The 17,857-nt window shown below is 57.0% G+C and carries 16 protein-coding genes and 1 tRNA gene; 10 read left to right on the top strand and 7 right to left on the bottom strand.

The genetic code is table 11. The annotated features are described in order from the left end of the window. Positions 1-195: 195 nt before the first annotated feature. On the bottom strand, positions 196-1,494 hold the full coding sequence (eno, locus tag GKG34_RS11345; RefSeq protein WP_154256264.1) for a phosphopyruvate hydratase: 1,299 nt from the start codon (positions 1,492-1,494) through the stop codon (positions 196-198). Between the two features lie 387 nt (positions 1,495-1,881). Here eno and GKG34_RS11340 point away from each other — a divergent pair, with 387 nt between their 5' ends. From GKG34_RS11340 to GKG34_RS11315, 6 genes are all read left to right on the top strand, one after another. Beyond that, positions 1,882-3,303, top strand: a complete 1,422-nt coding sequence (locus GKG34_RS11340; protein ID WP_154256262.1) for an MATE family efflux transporter — start codon at positions 1,882-1,884, stop codon at positions 3,301-3,303. Between the two features lie 266 nt (positions 3,304-3,569). Next, positions 3,570-4,787, top strand: coding sequence for an ABC transporter substrate-binding protein (locus GKG34_RS11335; protein ID WP_154256260.1), 1,218 nt, complete (start codon positions 3,570-3,572; stop codon positions 4,785-4,787). A 170-nt stretch (positions 4,788-4,957) separates the two neighbouring features. Then, a complete protein-coding gene (locus GKG34_RS11330) occupies positions 4,958-5,836 on the top strand; it encodes a branched-chain amino acid ABC transporter permease (protein WP_120079884.1) in 879 nt (292 codons plus the stop codon). A gap of 13 nt (positions 5,837-5,849) precedes the next feature. After that, on the top strand, positions 5,850-6,875 hold the full coding sequence (locus GKG34_RS11325; protein WP_097774467.1) for a branched-chain amino acid ABC transporter permease: 1,026 nt from the start codon (positions 5,850-5,852) through the stop codon (positions 6,873-6,875). Next, positions 6,868-7,707 (top strand): ABC transporter ATP-binding protein, encoded by an 840-nt coding sequence (locus GKG34_RS11320; protein ID WP_005942660.1) that lies wholly within the window; start codon positions 6,868-6,870, stop codon positions 7,705-7,707. Before GKG34_RS11325 ends, GKG34_RS11320 begins: the two co-directional genes overlap by 8 nt. A 3-nt stretch (positions 7,708-7,710) precedes the next feature. After that, positions 7,711-8,424 (top strand): ABC transporter ATP-binding protein, encoded by a 714-nt coding sequence (locus tag GKG34_RS11315; RefSeq protein ID WP_005942657.1) that lies wholly within the window; start codon positions 7,711-7,713, stop codon positions 8,422-8,424. Between the two features lie 63 nt (positions 8,425-8,487). On the opposite strand, the gene GKG34_RS11310 is transcribed toward GKG34_RS11315, so the two are convergent. Then, positions 8,488-9,651 carry a DUF819 family protein gene (locus GKG34_RS11310; protein WP_005942653.1) on the bottom strand — a complete coding sequence of 388 codons (1,164 nt, stop codon included), beginning with the start codon at positions 9,649-9,651 and terminating at the stop codon, positions 8,488-8,490. 134 nt (positions 9,652-9,785) lie between these two features. On the opposite strand from GKG34_RS11310, the gene GKG34_RS11305 reads away from it, so the two are divergent. Beyond that, the gene (locus tag GKG34_RS11305) at positions 9,786-10,883 is read left to right on the top strand and encodes a dipeptide epimerase (RefSeq protein ID WP_097774465.1); all 1,098 of its coding nucleotides are present in this window, start codon (positions 9,786-9,788) and stop codon (positions 10,881-10,883) included. A gap of 128 nt (positions 10,884-11,011) precedes the next feature. Here the strand turns inward: GKG34_RS11305 and GKG34_RS11300 are convergent, their stop codons facing one another. From GKG34_RS11300 to GKG34_RS11290, 3 genes are all read right to left on the bottom strand, one after another. After that, complete coding sequence (locus tag GKG34_RS11300; RefSeq protein WP_154256258.1) at positions 11,012-12,463, bottom strand: aminoacyl-histidine dipeptidase; 1,452 nt, start codon at positions 12,461-12,463, stop codon at positions 11,012-11,014. A gap of 76 nt (positions 12,464-12,539) precedes the next feature. Then, positions 12,540-12,926 carry an FMN-binding protein gene (locus GKG34_RS11295; RefSeq protein ID WP_097774463.1) on the bottom strand — a complete coding sequence of 129 codons (387 nt, stop codon included), beginning with the start codon at positions 12,924-12,926 and terminating at the stop codon, positions 12,540-12,542. A 37-nt stretch (positions 12,927-12,963) separates the two neighbouring features. After that, positions 12,964-14,622 (bottom strand): glutamine--tRNA ligase/YqeY domain fusion protein, encoded by a 1,659-nt coding sequence (locus tag GKG34_RS11290; RefSeq protein ID WP_005942643.1) that lies wholly within the window; start codon positions 14,620-14,622, stop codon positions 12,964-12,966. Positions 14,623-15,029: 407 nt separating this feature from the next. Here GKG34_RS11290 and GKG34_RS11285 point away from each other — a divergent pair, with 407 nt between their 5' ends. From GKG34_RS11285 to GKG34_RS11275, 3 genes are all read left to right on the top strand, one after another. Then, positions 15,030-15,914: a YitT family protein gene (locus GKG34_RS11285; RefSeq protein ID WP_097781295.1), complete on the top strand. Its 885-nt coding sequence runs from the start codon at positions 15,030-15,032 to the stop codon at positions 15,912-15,914. Between the two features lie 86 nt (positions 15,915-16,000). Next, a tRNA-Pro gene (locus tag GKG34_RS11280) sits at positions 16,001-16,076 on the top strand. 153 nt (positions 16,077-16,229) lie between these two features. Further along, positions 16,230-16,481: a DUF6061 family protein gene (locus tag GKG34_RS11275; RefSeq protein ID WP_154256256.1), complete on the top strand. Its 252-nt coding sequence runs from the start codon at positions 16,230-16,232 to the stop codon at positions 16,479-16,481. On the opposite strand, the gene GKG34_RS15910 is transcribed toward GKG34_RS11275, so the two are convergent. Next, positions 16,470-16,748: a transposase gene (locus GKG34_RS15910; protein ID WP_274235691.1), complete on the bottom strand. Its 279-nt coding sequence runs from the start codon at positions 16,746-16,748 to the stop codon at positions 16,470-16,472. The two genes, GKG34_RS11275 and GKG34_RS15910, sit on opposite strands and share 12 nt — an antisense overlap. 137 nt (positions 16,749-16,885) lie before the next feature. Next, the gene (locus GKG34_RS11265; RefSeq protein WP_154256254.1) at positions 16,886-17,851 is read right to left on the bottom strand and encodes a hypothetical protein; all 966 of its coding nucleotides are present in this window, start codon (positions 17,849-17,851) and stop codon (positions 16,886-16,888) included. Positions 17,852-17,857 lie beyond the last annotated feature (6 nt).

Here is a 17,857-nt window from a genome sequence, read left to right as displayed (position 1 = left end):
TACAGAGAGATCAGAGTAGATAACATGAATGTTTTGCTCCTTTTTTTGCAATTTCGGGCCAAAATGCCCGGCATGCACTGAATACGGCTGGGCAGAGCAGCGGATTGCAGGAAAAAATTGGGAGAAAACAAAACGGCACCCGTGCCGCTGCAAAAGCAGTACGGGTGCCGGAAGATCAATTGGTTTTCAACAGCTTCAGCGCTTTACGTTGAAAGCTGCCATGCCGGGGTAAACGGCGCTGCCGCCCAGCTGCTCCTCAATGCGCAGCAGCTGGTTGTACTTTGCAACACGCTCGGTACGGCCGGGAGCACCGGTCTTGATCTGGCAGGTGTTCAGAGCCACGGCCAGATCGGCAATGGTGGTGTCCTCGGTCTCGCCGGAGCGGTGAGAGCTGATGGCGGTGTAACCGGCCTTGTGGGCCATCTTGATGGCCTCCAGCGTCTCGGAAACAGAGCCGATCTGGTTCAGCTTGATCAGGATCGCGTTGCCTGCACCCAGCCCGATGCCCTTGGCCAGACGCTCGGTGTTGGTCACAAAGAGGTCGTCGCCCACCAGCTGGACCTTGCCGCCCAACTCACGGGTCATCTCCTGCCAGCCTTCCCAGTCCTCTTCATCCAGGCCGTCCTCGATGGAGATGATGGGGTACTTTTCCACCAGACTCTTCCAGTGTGCGATCAGCTCGCTGGAGGTGAACTCGGTGCCGGCCTTGGGCAGCTTGTAGAAGCCCTTGCCCTTGGGGCTCTTCCACTCGGAGGACGCGGCATCCATAGCCAGCATGAAGTCCTTGCCGGGCACGTAACCGGCCTTTTCGATAGCGGCCAGAATGGTCTCAATGGTCTCCTCGTCGCTGGACAGGTTGGGGGCAAAGCCGCCCTCATCGCCCACGGAGGTAGCCAGCCCCTTGGCCTTCAGGATGGAAGCCAGCGCATGGAACACCTCAGCGCACCAGCGCAGCGCCTCTTTGAAGGAAGGTGCGCCGACCGGCATGATCATGAACTCCTGCGTATCCACGGTGTTGGTGGCGTGTGCGCCGCCGTTCAGAATGTTCATCATGGGCACGGGCAGGCGGTTGCCGTTCACACCGCCCAGAAAGCGGTACAGCGGCATATCCAGAGAAGCAGCGGCTGCACGGCAGGCAGCAATGGACACGGCCAGAATGGCGTTTGCGCCCAGATTGGATTTATCTTTGGTGCCGTCGGCCTTGATCATGGCAGCGTCGATGGCGTAGATGTCGGAGGCATCCATGCCCACAACAGCATCAGCAATGACGGTGTTGATGTTCTCAACAGCCTTGGTCACGCCCTTGCCCAGATAGCGGCCCTTGTCGCCGTCCCGCAGCTCCAGAGCTTCAAACTCACCAGTGGATGCGCCGGAAGGTGCGCAGCCGCGTGCCACAGTGCCGTCGGCCAGAGTGATCTCCGCTTCCACGGTGGGGTTGCCGCGGGAGTCCAGGATTTCGCGGCCAACAACAGATTCAATTTTCAGATCGTTCATCTTGAAAACCTCCTGAATATCATTTCCATCCCTGTGCTGCCCGGGGCGGGCAGACGGGTGACGGCCAATTATGATAGTTATGTCTAACTAACCAATAGTATCCTACCACGCTTTCCGGCCTGGTGCAAGAGCCGATGCGCATGTTTGTGGATGTAAACTTTTTAAGGGGCAAAAAACGGCAGCTGATGGGGCAGAACATTCCGGCAAAGCAGGAAACAGCTGGTCTTTACAGTCTGCCCACTGGCAGCAGCGGGGATGCATCATGCCTATCATGTTAATTTCATATGGCAGATATGCTAAAATTTTTCTTTACTTTTTGTCAGGGCGACTCTATACTGTTTTTGGTTCTAATATGTTTTTTATGGTAGATAGAGGAGGATTTTCTATATGAATAAGGATCTGACGGTCGGCAAGCCGTCACAGGTTTTATGGCAGTTCTGCCTGCCCATGTTCGGCAGCATCATCTTCCAGCAGCTGTACAACATTGCCGACAGCCTTGTTGCAGGCAAGTTCATCGGCGAGAATGCACTGGCTGCTGTGGGCAACAGCTACGAGATCACCCTGATCTTCATTGCATTTGCCTTTGGCTGCAACATTGGCTGCTCGGTCATCGTGTCCCGCTACTTTGGCGCAAGGGACTACGATGAGATGAAGACTTCGGTCTACACTTCCCTGATCGGCTCTGCCGTGCTGTGCGCCGTGCTGATGCTGATCGGCCTTGTGGGCTGCCACAGCCTGCTGGAGCTCATCAACACCCCGGAGGAGATTCTTGCGGATTCTTCGCTGTATCTGGATATCTACGTGCTGGGCCTGCCCTTCATGTTCTTCTACAACATCGCCACCGGCATCTTCTCCGCTCTGGGCGACAGCAAAACGCCCTTCTATTTTCTGGCAGTCTCGTCCCTATCCAACATCGGCGTGGACATCCTGTTCGTGGCCGGTCTCAAGATGGGCGTAGCCGGTGTGGCATGGGCCACCTTCCTGTGTCAGGGTGTGAGCTGCGTGCTGGCCATGGTGGTGGTGTTCCGCCGCATCGGTGCCTTCAAGTCCACTCACAAGGTGGTGCTGTTCTCCTGGAACATGCTGGGCAAGGTGGCCGTGGTGGCCATTCCCAGCATCCTGCAGCAGAGCTTCGTCTCTGTGGGCAACATCATCCTGCAGAGCGTCATCAACACCTTTGGTGCCAGCGTCATTGCAGGCTACTCTGCAGCCGTCAAGCTGAACAACATGGTCATCACTTCCTTCACCACGCTGGGCAACGGCATCTCCAACTACACCTCCCAGAACATGGGCGCGGGCAAGATGGACCGTGTGCACAAGGGCTTTGGCGCAGGCCGCAATCTGGTGTGGATCATCTGCGTGCCCATCGTGCTCCTGTACTTCTTCTTCGGCCGCTTCCTGCTGCTGCTGTTCATGAATGACCCGCAGGGTCCGGCCATCGACACCGGTATGCTGTTCCTGCGTATCCTGTCTCCCTTCTATTTTGTGGTGTCGCTCAAGCTGGTCACTGACGGCATCCTGCGCGGCTGCGGCATGATGGTGCGCTTTATGATCGCCACCTTCTCCGACCTGATCCTGCGCGTGGGCATCGCCATTGTGCTGAGCAGCACTGCTCTGGGCAGCACGGGCATCTGGATGGCATGGCCCGTGGGCTGGTGCATCGGCACCGGCCTGTCGCTGGTGTTCTACTTCACCGCCATCCGCAAGGTCCTTGCAGAGTCTCCGGCCGAAGCGGAAGCAGAGGGCAAAGCTGCCGAGGCACGTGCAGAGGCCGAGTTCGCCGCAGATGCCGAAATGGAGACCCTGTAACCCTTTTGCAACTTGTGAATTGTGTTCACCTGACACACAAACAAAATGAAGCAATTGAAATAGTGCACAAAACAGACCCATTGCTTTTGGCTATTTTGGCAACAAAGTCCACAAAATGCCCATGAAAGTATGGACGGTTTGTGAATTGCGGATTTTGGCTCACAGGTCTATAATATTGATAACGAAGCAAGGTCGCTTTGAGGGAAAGAGGGCCTTGCTTCCGTTTTTATACTGAAACACGAATGCTCCTAAGGAGGATATTCACTATGAAAAAGATGATTTCTCGTCGTAATTTCCTGGCCGCTGCAGGTGTTGTTGCTGCAGCCGGCGTTCTGACTGCATGCGGCGGTTCTTCCAACAGCACTGCTGCTTCCGCCTCTACCGCAGCTTCTGGTGCCGCTGCTTCCGGCGACACCATCAAGGTGGGCGTTCTTGGACCTCTGACCGGTGATGTTTCCGTTTACGGTCAGGCCGTTGTCAACGGCGCTACCCTGTACCTGAAGCAGGTCAACGAAAAGGGCGGCATCAACGGCAAGCAGCTGGAGATCATCGCCATGGATGAGCAGGGCGATGCAACTCAGGCTGTTACCTGCTTCACCAAGATGTGCGATCAGGGCATCACCGCTCTGGTGGGCGACGTTACCACCACCCCGACTCTGGCAGTTGCTGCCGAGAGCGCAGACTACAACATGCCCATGGTCACCGCTTCCGCTACCGCTGAGGCTGTCACCTACGATGCCGAGACCGACACCGTGAACGAGAATGTGTTCCGCGCAACCTTCACCGACCCGTTCCAGGGCATCAAGATGGCTGACTACGCTTACCAGCGGTTGGGCTACACCAAGGCAGCCGTCATCTTCCAGAAGGGCGCTGACTACAACGAGGGTCTGGCAGAGAACTTCGTCAACGAGTTCGAGAGCCTGGGCGGCACCATCGTCGATCAGGAGACCTACTCTGAGGGCGATGTGGACTACAAGACCCAGCTGACCACCATTCTGGGCAAGGCTCCCGAAGTGGTGTTCTGCCCCAACTACTATCAGGAAGTCGGTCAGATCCTGGCTCAGGCTGAGAGCATCGGTCTGGCAGTTCCCTTCCTGGGCGGCGACGGCTGGGATGGTCTGGAAGGCTACGCAACGGACGCCCAGCTGAAGGACGCCTACTTCTGCGCAAACTACGCAAAGGGCTCCAACCCCGACTTTGAGAACGCATACAAGGCTGAGTACGGCGAGGAGTACCCCAACGGCTTCGCTCCTCTGGGCTACGATGCTGCCATGACCGTTGTCTACGGCATTCAGGCTGCTGAGGATGCCGGTCTGGCTGCTGGCGATGACGACTACAAGCAGGCCGTCATCGATGCCATCGCAGGCGGCACCATCAATGGCATCACCGGCACCTTCACCTTCGATGAGCACCACAACCCCGTCAAGCAGACCGCTATCCTGTGCTTCGACGGTGCAACCCCCGTTCTGAAGGAAATGTTCTGATCTGCTTTGATCCTGCGCACCGGTGTGCGGCATGAAGGCAGTACTCAGAAATAAATGACCCATTGCGGAGACCGCCGGAACAGGTTTTGCTCGGCTGTCTCCGCTTTTTTGGTAAAAAAGTGTATCCCAAAAGGCGGGTCCTCCGCCGCAAAGAAAGGAAGTATCAGTCCATGACAGTGTTTTTTAGCCAGCTGATCAACGGCTTGTCCCTTGGCAGCATCTATGCACTGATCGCACTGGGTTACAGCATGGTGTACGGCATCATCCTGCTGCTGAACTTTGCCCATGGCGATGTCATTATGGTTGGTGCGTACATGTCCTGGTTCGTGATGAATCAGCTGGGCCTTGGCCCGGTCACTGCTGTGTGCGCCACCATCATCACCTGCACGCTGCTGGGCGTTGTGATCGAGAAGATCGCCTACACCCCGCTGCGCAACGCACCCCGTATCTCCCTGCTGATTACGGCAATCGGCGTGTCCTTCTTCCTGGAGTACACTGCAGAGCTGATCCTTGGTTCCGGTGCAAAGGTCATTCCGGCCTACTACACCAACCAGACCTTCCACATCGGCTCTGTGCCGCTGGGCCTCACCTCTGTCATCACCCTGCTGGTCACGGTGCTGTCCATGCTGGTGCTCACCTTCCTTGTGCAGAAGACTAAGCTCGGCAAGGCCATGCGTGCCGTGTCTGAGGATATGGACGCTGCCCGTCTGATGGGCATTAACGTCAACAGCACCATTTCCTTTACCTTTGCGGTGGGTTCCGCTCTGGCCGGTATCGGCTCGGTGCTGTACTGCTGCAGCTACCCGCAGGCGACCCCCACCATGGGCTCCATGCTGGGCCTGAAGGCCTTCGTTGCAGCCGTTCTGGGCGGCATCGGCTCCATTCCCGGTGCCATGATCGGCGGCATCGCCATCGGCCTGTGCGAGTGCTTTGTTTCCGCCATCGGCCTTTCCGCATGGAAGGATGCCGTCACGTTTGCGATCCTGATCATCGTGCTGCTGGTCAAGCCCACCGGCTTCCTTGGCCGCAAAGTTCAGGAAAAGGTGTAAGGAGGGCATGAAGATGAATACCAAACGCAAAACGCTCAAAATGCCCGTGCGCTACCTGATGAACGCCGTGCTGGTGGCTCTGCTGTTCGTGGGCCTGTCCTTCCTCACCCAGAACGTGCTGTCCACCTACCAGAACAAGGTGCTTCTCACCGTGGGCATCAACATCATTCTGGCTGTCTCGCTGAACGTTGCCACCGGTTATCTGGGCCAGCTGCCGCTGGGCCACGCCGGTTTCATGGCTGTGGGTGCTTACACCTGCGCCCTGTTCACGAAATACAGCAATCTGCCCTCCGGTGTCGCTTTTGTCGTGGGTCTGGTGCTGGCCTGCATCGTGGCGGGCCTGTTCGGCGTGCTGATCGGCATTCCTGCTCTGCGCCTGACCGGTGATTATCTGGCCATCCTGACGCTGGGCTTTGGCGAGATCATCCGCATCACCCTGAACAACATCGATGATGTGCTGGGCTTCAAGCTGTTCTACGGTGCCAAGGGCCTGAAGAACATCCCCAAGTATTCCAACTTCGCCAATGTGTTCATCTGCGTGGTCATTACCTGCTTTGCCATCCACGCCATGATGAAGAGCCGCCACGGCCGTGCCGTGCTGGCCATCCGCGATAACGAGATTGCTGCCGAAAGCTGCGGCATCCAGACTACTTATTATAAGGTCATGGCCTTTGCATTCTCTGCCGCCTTTGCCGGTCTGGCCGGCGGCCTGTACGCCTGCTATCTGGGCGTTCTGGACCCTTCCACCTTCGGCTTCATGAAGTCCATCGAAATTCTGGTCATGGTGGTTCTGGGCGGCATGGGTTCCATGCTGGGCTCCATCCTGTCCGCGACCGTGCTTACCATCCTGCCCGAGGCGACCCGCAGCTTTGACAGCTACCGCATGGTAGTCTACTCGCTGGTGCTGGTCCTCATGATGATCTTCCGTCCGGGCGGCCTGCTTGGCAGCTACGACTTCTCCATGAGCCGCATTGTGGAAAAGATCATGAACGGCGAACTGTTCCAGAAGAAAGCAAAGGAGGGCAAGGACCATGAGTGAATACCAGACTAAGCTGCACAGTGTGCCCTCCGGCGGCTTTTTGACCGACCGCGACAAGGACAAAAAGCCCATTCTGGACGTGCGTGAGCTGGGCATCGACTTCGGCGGTCTGACTGCCGTGGATGGCTTCAACCTGATGATCGGCCGCAACGAGATCACCGGTCTGATCGGCCCCAACGGTGCCGGTAAGACCACCGTGTTCAACCTGCTGACCAACGTCTACCAGCCCACCCGCGGCTCCATCCTGATCGATGGTATGCCCACCGCCGGCAAAAAGACCTATCAGGTCAACCGCATGGGCGTGGCCCGTACCTTCCAGAACATCCGCCTGTTCAAGGAACTGAGCGTCATCGATAACATCAAGGTGGGCCTGCACGAGTCCATGAAGTACAATCTGGCATCTTCGCTGATCCGCCTGCCCAACTACTGGAAGGAAGAGAAGAAGTGCACCGAGCGTGCTCTGGAGCTGCTGGATATCTTCCACATGGCAGACCTCGCCAATGTGCAGGCAGGCAGCCTGCCCTACGGCGCACAGCGCCGTCTGGAGATCATGCGTGCACTGGCCACCAGCCCGAAGCTGCTGCTGCTGGACGAGCCTGCTGCCGGTATGAATCCCTCCGAGACTGCAGAGCTGACCGAGACCATCCGCCGCATCCGCGACGAGTTCAACATCGCCGTGCTGCTGATCGAGCATGATATGAGCCTGGTCATGGGCATCTGCGAGGGCATTGCCGTGCTGAACTTCGGCCGCATCATCGCCAAGGGCACGCCGGATGAGATCCGCAACAACCCGCAGGTCATCGAAGCCTATCTGGGCAAGAAGGAGGGCTAAGCCATGGCTGATACGTTACTGAAAGTTGATAACATCAACGTCTATTACGGCAACATCCACGCCGTCAAGGACATCTCCTTCGAGGTGGATCAGGGCGAGATCGTCACCCTGATCGGTGCCAACGGTGCTGGCAAATCCACCACCCTGAAGACCATTTCCGGCCTGCTGAAGCCCAAGACCGGCGACATCCTGTACAAGGGCAGCAGCATCAAGGGCATGCGCGCCCACAAGATCGTGGAAGCAGGCCTTGCCCATGTGCCGGAAGGCCGTCATGTGTTCCTGCACATGACCGTGGAAGAAAATCTGGACATGGGTGCATACACCCAGCCTGCTTCCACCATTGCACCCAACAAGGAAAAGGTGTTTGAGCTGTTCCCCCGCCTGAAGGAGCGCCGCAAGCAGCTGGCCGGTACCATGTCCGGCGGCGAGCAGCAGATGCTGGCTATGGGCCGTGCACTGATGAGCAACGCTTCCATGCTGATGCTGGACGAGCCTTCCATGGGCCTTTCGCCGCTGCTGGTGCAGGAGATCTTCGACATCATCCAGAACGTGCACAAGGAAGGCATGACCATCCTGCTGGTGGAGCAGAACGCACAGATGGCTCTTTCCGTGGCAGACCGTGCCTACGTCCTTGAGACGGGCCGTGTGGTCATGGAGGGCACTGGTGCCGAACTGCTGACCAACGAGCGCGTGCGCAGCGCATATCTGGGCGGCTAAGCAAAAAATCGTATAAGAAAAGGGGCTGTTGCACATGCAACAGCCCCTTTTTTGCAGTATTTGTTATGCCAGCAGAGACATGATATTTGCGGTGATCAAGCCGCCTGCCGTGCCAATGACGTAGCCCATCAGAGCCATCAAAACGCCAACAGGCACCAGAGCGCCGCTGTAGGCACCAGCCAGAATGGGAGCGGATGCGGAACCGCCGATGTTTGCCAGAGATGCAACACCGCAGGTGAACATATCCAGATGGAAGATCTTTGCCAGCAGCACCAGAATGATGCCGTGGATGGCCAGGATCATAAAGCCTGCCAGGATCCATGCGGGTGCATCGGTCAGCTCCAGGAAGCTTGCGCGGGAGGCAAGCAATGCCACCACGGAGTACAGCAGCAGGTTGGACAGCTCGGTGCTGCCTGCCATGCGGCCCACGGGGGTGACAGCGCCGATCAGGCCGGACAACGTGATGAGCAGGACGGTCCAGGTGGCCTTGTCCAGGAAGGGCATTGCGCCGTTCAGGGCTGCGCCGATATCCTGACCGAAGGCGGAGATCACCAGAGCCAGACCCAGCAGGAAGATCAGGTTGACAAAGCTGGCCTTATCCTCGTTGCCCTTTGCGTCCTCTTCCAGACGGCGGGACACTTCATCCAGCGTGGTGGTGTCGGCCTTGACCCACTTGTTGAACTTGGGAGCAAGGTTGATGGCCCACAGCAGGAACATGACCCAGATGGAGTAGTCAATGGAGTCCACCACCAGTGCGTAGGCCATGTCAGCTTCGCCGATGTCCAGCGCAGCCTGCACGGCGATCATGTTGCCGGAGCCGCCCATCCAGCTGCCGCACAGAGCGCCCAGTGCCTTCCATGCTTCGGAGCCAAGGGGCCCCTTCATGATGGCGAAGGTGGCAATGAAGGCCAACGAGATGGAGACGGAAGCGGCAAAGAAGCCGCCCAGCATCTTGGGACCCAGCTTGATGATCTTGCGGATGTCGCAGCGCAGCAGCATCAGGAAGATCATTGCATACAGCAGGTTGTTTTTCAGCACGGAGTAGGCAGGCTTGGTGGCCTCCATGTCCCATGCACCCAGCGTGCAGAGAATCATGGTAATGAGGTACAGCAGAACGATAGGTGGTGCATAGTCGAAGAATTTCGACTTCGTGTAGCGTTGCAGCCACACCAGCAGTGCGGCAATGAACACCAGCACGGCGATGTAGGTGAAACCGTTTGTGATCATGAACCCAATCCCCTTTCTTTTTGTGCAATTTTTTGCGGACAATTGTCTTTACAATATCGACAATTTCGTATACAATACTACCATAGATTTCATAATCTGGCAATATTTTTTTATCGAAAGGGGTAGGTTTTTGCATGAAAATCACGGAAGTACGTCTCGGTCTGATCTCCGTGCCGCTGCGCGTGCCTTTTAAGACGGCTCTGCGCTCGGTCAGCAGCGTGGAGGATGTGATCGTAGAGATCCACACCGACACCGGCGCTGTGGGTTATGGTGAGGCACCTCCCACCGGTGTGATCACCGGCGACACCACCGGTGCCATCATCGGTGCCATCCGCGACCATATCGCAAAGACCATCATCGGCCGCGATGTGGACGACTTTGAAGACCTGATGATCGCACTGAATGCCTGCATCCAGAAGAACACCAGCGCCAAGGCTGCTGTGGATATGGCCCTGTGGGATCTGTACGGCCAGCTGTACAAAATCCCTGTGTACAAGCTGATGGGCGGCGCAAAGAAGTCCATCGTCACCGACATCACCATCAGCGTCAACGACCCCGAAGAGATGGTGCGCGATGCCCTGAACGCCATCGACCGCGGCTACGACTGCCTGAAGGTCAAGGTGGGCAAGGAGCCGGAAAAGGATATTGCACGCCTGAGCGCCATCCGCGGTGCTGTGCCCAAGGAGACCTGCATCCGCATCGACGCAAATCAGGGCTGGACCCCCAAGGAAGCCGTGCGCATCCTGAACGGAATGCAGGAGAAGGGCCTTGATCTCGAATTCGTGGAGCAGCCGGTCAAGGCCCACGATTTTGAAGGCCTGAAGTATGTTACCGAGCGCTCCTATGTGCCGGTGCTGGCCGACGAGAGCGTGTTCTCCCCGCAGGACGCACTGACCATTATGCAGATGGGAGCCGCAGACCTCGTGAACATCAAGCTGATGAAGTGCGGCGGCCTGTACAACGCCCTCAAGATCGCATCCGCTGCCGAGGTGTACGGCGTGGAGTGCATGATCGGCTGTATGCTGGAAGCCAAGATCAGCGTGAATGCCGCCGTGCATCTGGCCTGCGCAAAGCAGATCATCACCCGCGTGGATCTGGACGGCCCCGTGCTGTGCAGTGAGGACCCCATCCTCGGCGGTGCAGTGTTCAACGAAAAAGACATCACGGTTTCCAACGAGCCGGGCCTTGGCATCAAGGGCATTGAGCCGGGCAAGATCAAGTATTTGGATTGACCCTCTCAGCTTCACTTCGTTCAGCAGCTCCCCCGAAAGGGGGAGCTTTTTGAATCTTTACAGTCAGCACAAAGAAAGCTCCCCCTTTCGGGGGAGCTGGCACAGCGCAAGCTGTGACTGAGAGGGTTTTACTCTTTATAAGCCAGAATAGCCTTCAGGTATTCCCACACACGGGCCACCGATGCAATGTCGGCGCGCTCGTTGGGGGTGTGGACATGCAGCAGGTTCGGGCCGAAGGAGATGCAGTCCAGCCCTTCGATTTTGCCGGAGAGGATGCCGCATTCCAGGCCCGCATGAATGGCAACGATCTGGGGCTTTGCACCGTACTGTGCCTCGTACACAGCTACGCAGCGGTCGCGCAGGGCGCTTTCGCGGGCGTAGGTCCAAGCGGGATAGTCGCCGTGGAACCGCACGCTGCCGCCCAGCAGCTCGGTCAGGGTCTGCAGTTTGCAGCTCAGCAGCTCCTTGGCCGAAGGCACCGAGCTGCGGATGGAAAAGCGCAGAATGGCTTCGCTGTCGTCCAGCTCGGCAACGCCGAGGTTCAGCGAGGTCTCCACAAGGCCGGGCACATCCATGCTCATGCTCTGCACACCCCAGGGCATCAGCAGCAGGGCTTTGCGCAGACGCTCGGCGGAGTTCGCATCCAGTGCATCGTATTCGCCGCAGCCCTCCTCGGTGAGCTGCAGGCGGATGCCCGGGTCAGCAGTGCCGAATTCTGCTTTCATCTGCGCGGTAAAGTCTGCCCCGGCAGCGCGCACGGCTTCGGTGATACCGGCGGGCAGCACCAGCGTAACGCTGCTTTCTTTCGGGATGACGTTTTCCTTTGCACCGCCGGAGAGGGTGAGCACAGCGTACTCTGCACCGTGGTCAGACAGCAGGGTCAGGTAGCGTCCCAGCAGAGCGATGGCGTTGGCGCGGCCTTTGTGAATCTCGGTGCCGGAGTGCCCTCCCGCAAGCCCCGCGATGTCCGCCTTCACGGCGGTGCCGGTCACAGCCGCACGGGTGATGGGCAGATGGCATTCAACGCGGCGTCCGCCTGCACAGCCTGCGGTCAGCACCCCTTCTTCCTCGGAGTCGATGTTCACCAGAATCCGGCCCTCAAGGTCGGAAAAATCCATGGCAGATGCACCCAGCAGGCCCACCTCCTCGCAGACGGTCAGCACGACCTCCAGCGCAGGGTGGGGAATGTCCTTTGCGTCCAGAACAGCCAGCGCATAGGCCACGGCAATGCCGTCGTCGCCGCCAAGGGTCGTGCCCTCGGCGCACACATAGCCGCCGTCTACGACCGGGTGAATGGCATCCTTCTCAAGATCCAGCGGGCAGTCGGCGGTCTTGTCGCCCACCATGTCCAGATGGCCCTGCAGGATCAGGCCCGGCTCCTTCTCGTATCCGGGTGTGGCCGGTGCCTTGATGAGCACATTGCCCATCTCGTCCTGACGGCAGGAAAGGCCGTGGGCCTTGGCGAACTGCACGCAGTAGTCGCTCAGTGCCTTTTCGTGGTGGGAGGTGTGCGGAATGCCGCAGATCTCCTCAAAGTAATAAAAAACCGAAGCTGGTTCCAGATTGGATAATACGCCCATAATGTTCCCTCTCCTTGTGCTGTATTTTAAGAAAGAAAACCGGCAGAGCTGTGAGCCATGCCGGTCTTTCGGGTCTTTACTCTGCCTGACTCAGGCAGTCGTCCATGGCGGTGAACACAGCGTCGCTGGTCATGGTAGCACCGGCAACAGCGTCCACACCGCTGGTGGAACCGGCCTTGGTCAGCTGGTCTGCCAGAGTTTCAGCAGCGGTGCCGCCCAGTTCGGGAGTCTCGCCGGAAGCATCGATCTCCACACCGGTCACCCGGCCGCCGGTGACGGTGACGGTGACGGTCACATCACTCAGGCAGCCCTGAGCGCTGGACGTATAGATGCCATCCGTCAGGCTGGCGGCGTTGTCGGCAGCGGGCACAGTGCCGGTGTACTTGATGTACAGGCCGAGCACAACTGCCATAATGACAGTGACAACAGCCATGATGATAACATTCCGGGTGAGTTTCTTCATAAAAGATCAAATGCTCCCTTTTGACGTGATATATTTTTTACTTTGCGGGTTTGAAACTGTCGCGCAGGGTGACGACGCGGTTGTAAACGCCGGGGTTCTTGGAGTCCGGCGTAAAGAAGCCGGTGCGCACGAACTGGAACTTCTCACCGGGCTTTGCGTCCTTCAGGCTTTCTTCCAGCTTGCAGCCCTTGCACACAACAACGCTTTCCGGGTTCAGGTAGTCCTTGTAATCGCTGCCCTCGGGGATGGCGTTCATGTTGGCCTCGGTGAACAGCTTGTCGTACAGGCGCACCTCGGCATCCACGGCATGGGCGGCACTCACCCAATGGATGGTGCCCTTGACCTTGCGGCCGTCGGCGGGATTGCCGTTGCCCGTCTCAAGGTCGGCGGTGCAGTGGATGGCGGCAATGCTGCCGTCGGCATTCTTCTCCACGCCGGTGCACTTGACGATGTAAGCGCCCATCAGACGCACCTCACCGCCAATGGTCAGGCGCTTGAACTTGGGAGGCGGCACCTCGGCAAAGTCCTCATTCTCGATCCACAGCTCTTTGGTAAAGGCCACCTTGCGGGTGGTGGTATCGTTGGCTTCGCGGTTGGGGTTGTTGGCTACATCAAAGTACTCGGTCTTGTCCTCCGGGTAGTTGTCTACGATCAGCTTTACGGGGTCCAGCACGGCAATGCGGCGCTGAGCGGTCAGGTCCAGCTCGCTGCGGATGCAGGCTTCCAGCTGGCGCATGTCGATCAGGTTGTCGGATTTAGAAATGCCGGCCTCCCGCACAAAGGTGAAGATGGAGGTGGGGGTGTAGCCGCGGCGGCGCAGGCCGCACAGGGTGGGCATACGGGGGTCGTCCCAGCCATCCACAATGCCCATTTCCACCAGCTCACGCAGGTAGCGCTTGCTCATGACGGTGTTGGTCATGTTCAGGCGTGCAAACTCACGCTGCTTGGGGAAGGCAGTGCCGAAGATGTTCTCGATGACCCAGTTGTACAGCGGACGGTGGTTCTCGAACTCCAGACTGCACATGCTGTGGGTGATGCCCTCAATGGCATCCTGAATGGGGTGTGCGAAGTCGTACATCGGGTAGATGCACCACTTGCTGCCCTGACGGTGATGCTCGGCGTACTTGATGCGGTAGATAGCCGGGTCACGCATGTTCATGTTGGGGCTGGCCAGATCGATCTTGGCACGCAGGGTCTTTTCGCCCTCCTGGAACTCACCGGCACGCATCCGGCGGAACAGGTCAAGATTCTCTTCCGGGGTGCGGTCGCGCCACGGAGAGGGACGGGAAGGCTTGCCGGCATCGGCACCGCGGTACTCGCGCATTTCGTCGCGGGTCAGGTCGTCCACGTAGGCCTTGCCCTCCATGATGAGCTTTTCGGCATACTCGTAGCACTTGTCAAAGTAGTCGCTGCCGTAGAAGATGCCGCCGTTGGGGTCGGCACCCAGCCAGTGCAGATCCTCGATGATGCTGTTCACGTACTCCTCACCCTCGCGGGCAGGGTTGGTGTCGTCCAGACGCAGGTTGAACTTACCGCCGTACTGGTTTGCAATGGACCAGTTGATGTAGATGGCCTTGGCACTGCCGATGTGCAGGTAGCCGTTGGGCTCGGGCGGGAAGCGGGTATGGATCTCGCTGATCTTGCCCTCGGCCAGATCAGCGTCGATGATGTCGGTCAGAAAGTTTTTATCTGCCATGTGTTTTCCCCCTGTCAAAGGCACAAAGTGCCTATATATTCCATAATACTATATAATACACTATTCTGCCGATTTCTTCAAGAGAAAACCCTCTCAGTCTCGCATACGCTCGCCAGCTCCCCCGAGAGGGGGAGCTTAACTCCTCCAGTCACCTTCGGTGACAGCCCCCTCAGAGATGGGGCCCTTGGCAGTACGGTAAAGCTTTTCCTCTTTGCCAAAGGCTCCCTCCCCGAGGGAGCTGGCAAAGCCGTCAGGCTTTGACTGAAGGAGTTCTCCCATCCGAAAAATCCCCAATTCATGTTGTTTTCCACAACTTTTTCCCTATCCCTTGACACCGCCGTGCAAGGAGAGTATATTTTTGCATGGCATACAGCGCATTTTGCCGTGTTTAAAATAGGAGGAACCCCATGAACAGTTTAAAAGAAGCGTTCAGCAGGAAAAATATGCTGAAGAATTTAAATTTCTTCGGTGAGCTGAATCTCGGCCTGATCCTGACGGCGGTCGGCATCGTTTACTTTAAAAATCCCAATCATTTTGCATTTGGCGGCACCTCGGGCCTGTCCATTCTGCTGGCAGACCTGTTCCCTAAGATCAACGTGGGCGGCTTTATGTGGATCATCAACCTGATTCTGGTGGTGCTGGGCTTCGTCTTTCTGGGCATCAAGACCATGGGCTGGACGATCTATTCTTCCTTTGCGCTGTCCTTTTTTGTGTCGGTGTGCGAGTGGCTCTATCCCGTCAACGTTTCCATGAGCGGCGATGCCATGCTGGATCTGGTGTTCGCCGTGTTCCTGCCGGCTCTGGGTGCGGCGATCGTGTTCGACATCGGTGCATCCACCGGCGGTACGGATATTGTGGCCCTGATTCTGGCAAAATATACCTCTATGGAGATCGGCAAAGCCCTGATGGCCAGCGATATCCTCATCGTGCTGGCGGCGGCATGGCGGTTCGGCATGGGCACCGGCCTTTACTGCATCCTTGGCCTGATCGGCAAGAGCTTTGTGGTGGACGGTGCCATCGAGAACATCCGCCTGCGCAAGGTGTGCACCATCGTGACGTCCAACCCGCAGCCCATTCTGGACTTCATCATCAAGGAAATGAACCGTTCCGCTACCGTGGAAAAGGCTTACGGCGCTTACACCCACCACGAGTTGAGCGTGCTGGTGACGGTGCTGACCCGCCGTCAGGCCCTGCAGCTGCGCAACTTCCTGCGGGAGAACGACCCCCGGAGCTTTATCACCATCGTCAATTCCAGCGAGATCATCGGCAAGGGCTTCCGCTCCTTTAATTAAAGGCACGGCAGGGCCACGCCGCTATTGACGAACCGCTCCAAAAACGATATACTATATTCCGGCGGTGCAGCAGTGCCGCCGGATGCCGGGGTGTTGCGCAGTTGGTAGCGCGCCTGCTTTGGGAGCAGGAGGCCGCGAGTTCGAGTCTCGCCACTCCGACCAGACAAAAATAATCCGAACTTGTTTCCGATAGGAGATGGGGTCGGATTTTTTGTTTTCTTCGGAAAGTTCAATAGAGGTTTCCGACAGAAGCTGAAATCCGAAATCATAGATTGACCGAAACAAATCAAACACTGATTTCAGGAGGACACGATTATGAAGTACGATGCAAGAGCCTGTTCGTTCAACATGGATACTGGCTGTGTGAAGCTGCTGCTCCGGGATGGCAGAAAAATTTCCATCGACTGCACCGGGGTCGAAGATGCGCTGGATGTTACCATTGCGCAGCGGTCTGAACTGGACTACCTCATCTATAATGACCCGCTGGCGTATGCTGAGCTGATTCTGAACGGCGAACCGGGGGAATATTTGAAGAACGTGGCGGGAAGCCACGGATTAGAGGACTAAACACAAAAACAGGGCGCGTCCACCCGGACGCACCCTGAAAAATCCACACACGATAAGTAAGGCAGGGAGTTCCCCGACGGGAACTTCCTGTTTTTCTTTGGTTGCAATATGAGCCTGTTCCGCCTGCCATGCAGCAAACTCCCGTTGACCTTCCTCGCTGTTCCAGCAGGCAAGGATTGCCGGGTAGAATGCCCGTGCCAGACGTTCGATGGCTTCATCGGGATACGGGGAAAGATTTGTGGATTTTTTCTTCTTGTTCAAACGCACACTCCTCTGATCGTCCCACTGCGGCGAAGTCGGGCGGGAAAATCAGGATTACATGTTATATCAGGCGCAAGGGGCGGAAGTTTTCTACCCTGCACTTGCTTTTGGTGGATTTGTTGGTGACGTATAAGTGCCTTCCGTTATGCGGTCTTTTCTTCTTCAAGGGCTTCTGCAAGAGCCTTTTCCAGATAGGTTTCGATTTCAGTCAGATAGTTAGCAGGCCTCTGCATTGCGAAGCGGAGAACCTTCTGCTTTTCCGGGTCAGTGAAATAACTGGGATTGTTTTTGAGCGTTTTCTTCCATGAGTTTTTCATCATTTCGGTCGCGCGGCTCAAGGACTTGTAAACCTTCATAAACTCGTCCGGTACATGATAGCACCGGAATTCTTCTGTTTGTGGTGTGGGCATGGAAACAGGTTCCGCTTTTTCAGGTTCAAACTCTGCGCTGGCAGATTCCAGTACTTCCAATGCCTCTGGATGCAGGATTTGAGCAAGAACATCTAAACGATGCTCGGCACTTGCCTGCACGAGCTTGGACATTTCTTCGTTCGTGAACTTTACTTCGCCGGAAAAGACTTTCTGCTTGATGCCGGGAGAAAGCGTATCTGCGATGTCGATGCCCCGTGTATAGTGGCTGGCACGGAGAACAGAGGCACGGCTGACACCGTTTTCCTCTGCGATCCGGTCGCAGGTTTTCTTCCCGGAGTGGTGGTTATCATCGTGAGCACCACCACTTTTCTTTGCTAAAGTGTACTGGTTGCCCCGAAAGATTTTTGCAGCTTTCTTCTCGGCTTCGTACTGTTTGCCAATCAGATAACGCTTCTGTTCGGGACTCAAGTTGCGCCGCCCCAACTGATTTTTGCAGATCCATGCGAGGACTTCTTCTCTGCTTTCAAATCGGAGCGGCATGGTGGAGAAGTAAATCTCCGGGTGCTTCTGGAGGATGGCATAACGGTTGTGGCCGTCAACGAGGGTGTTTCCCCAGACGATCAAAGGAGAAAGCAGCTTGCCTTCCTTGAGGATGTTTTCTTCAAGCTGCTTGTACTCATCGTCCGTCAGCGGCGGAATCTGATTCTGGAACTCCGGGTCGATTTTCAGATTGATCATACGCAC

Source organism: Faecalibacterium sp. BIOML-A4 (genome assembly GCF_009679665.1).
Taxonomy (GTDB): domain Bacteria; phylum Bacillota; class Clostridia; order Oscillospirales; family Ruminococcaceae; genus Faecalibacterium; species Faecalibacterium taiwanense.
The sequence above is the reverse complement of the archived record's forward strand: the minus strand, read 5'-3'. Positions and strand labels throughout refer to the sequence as shown.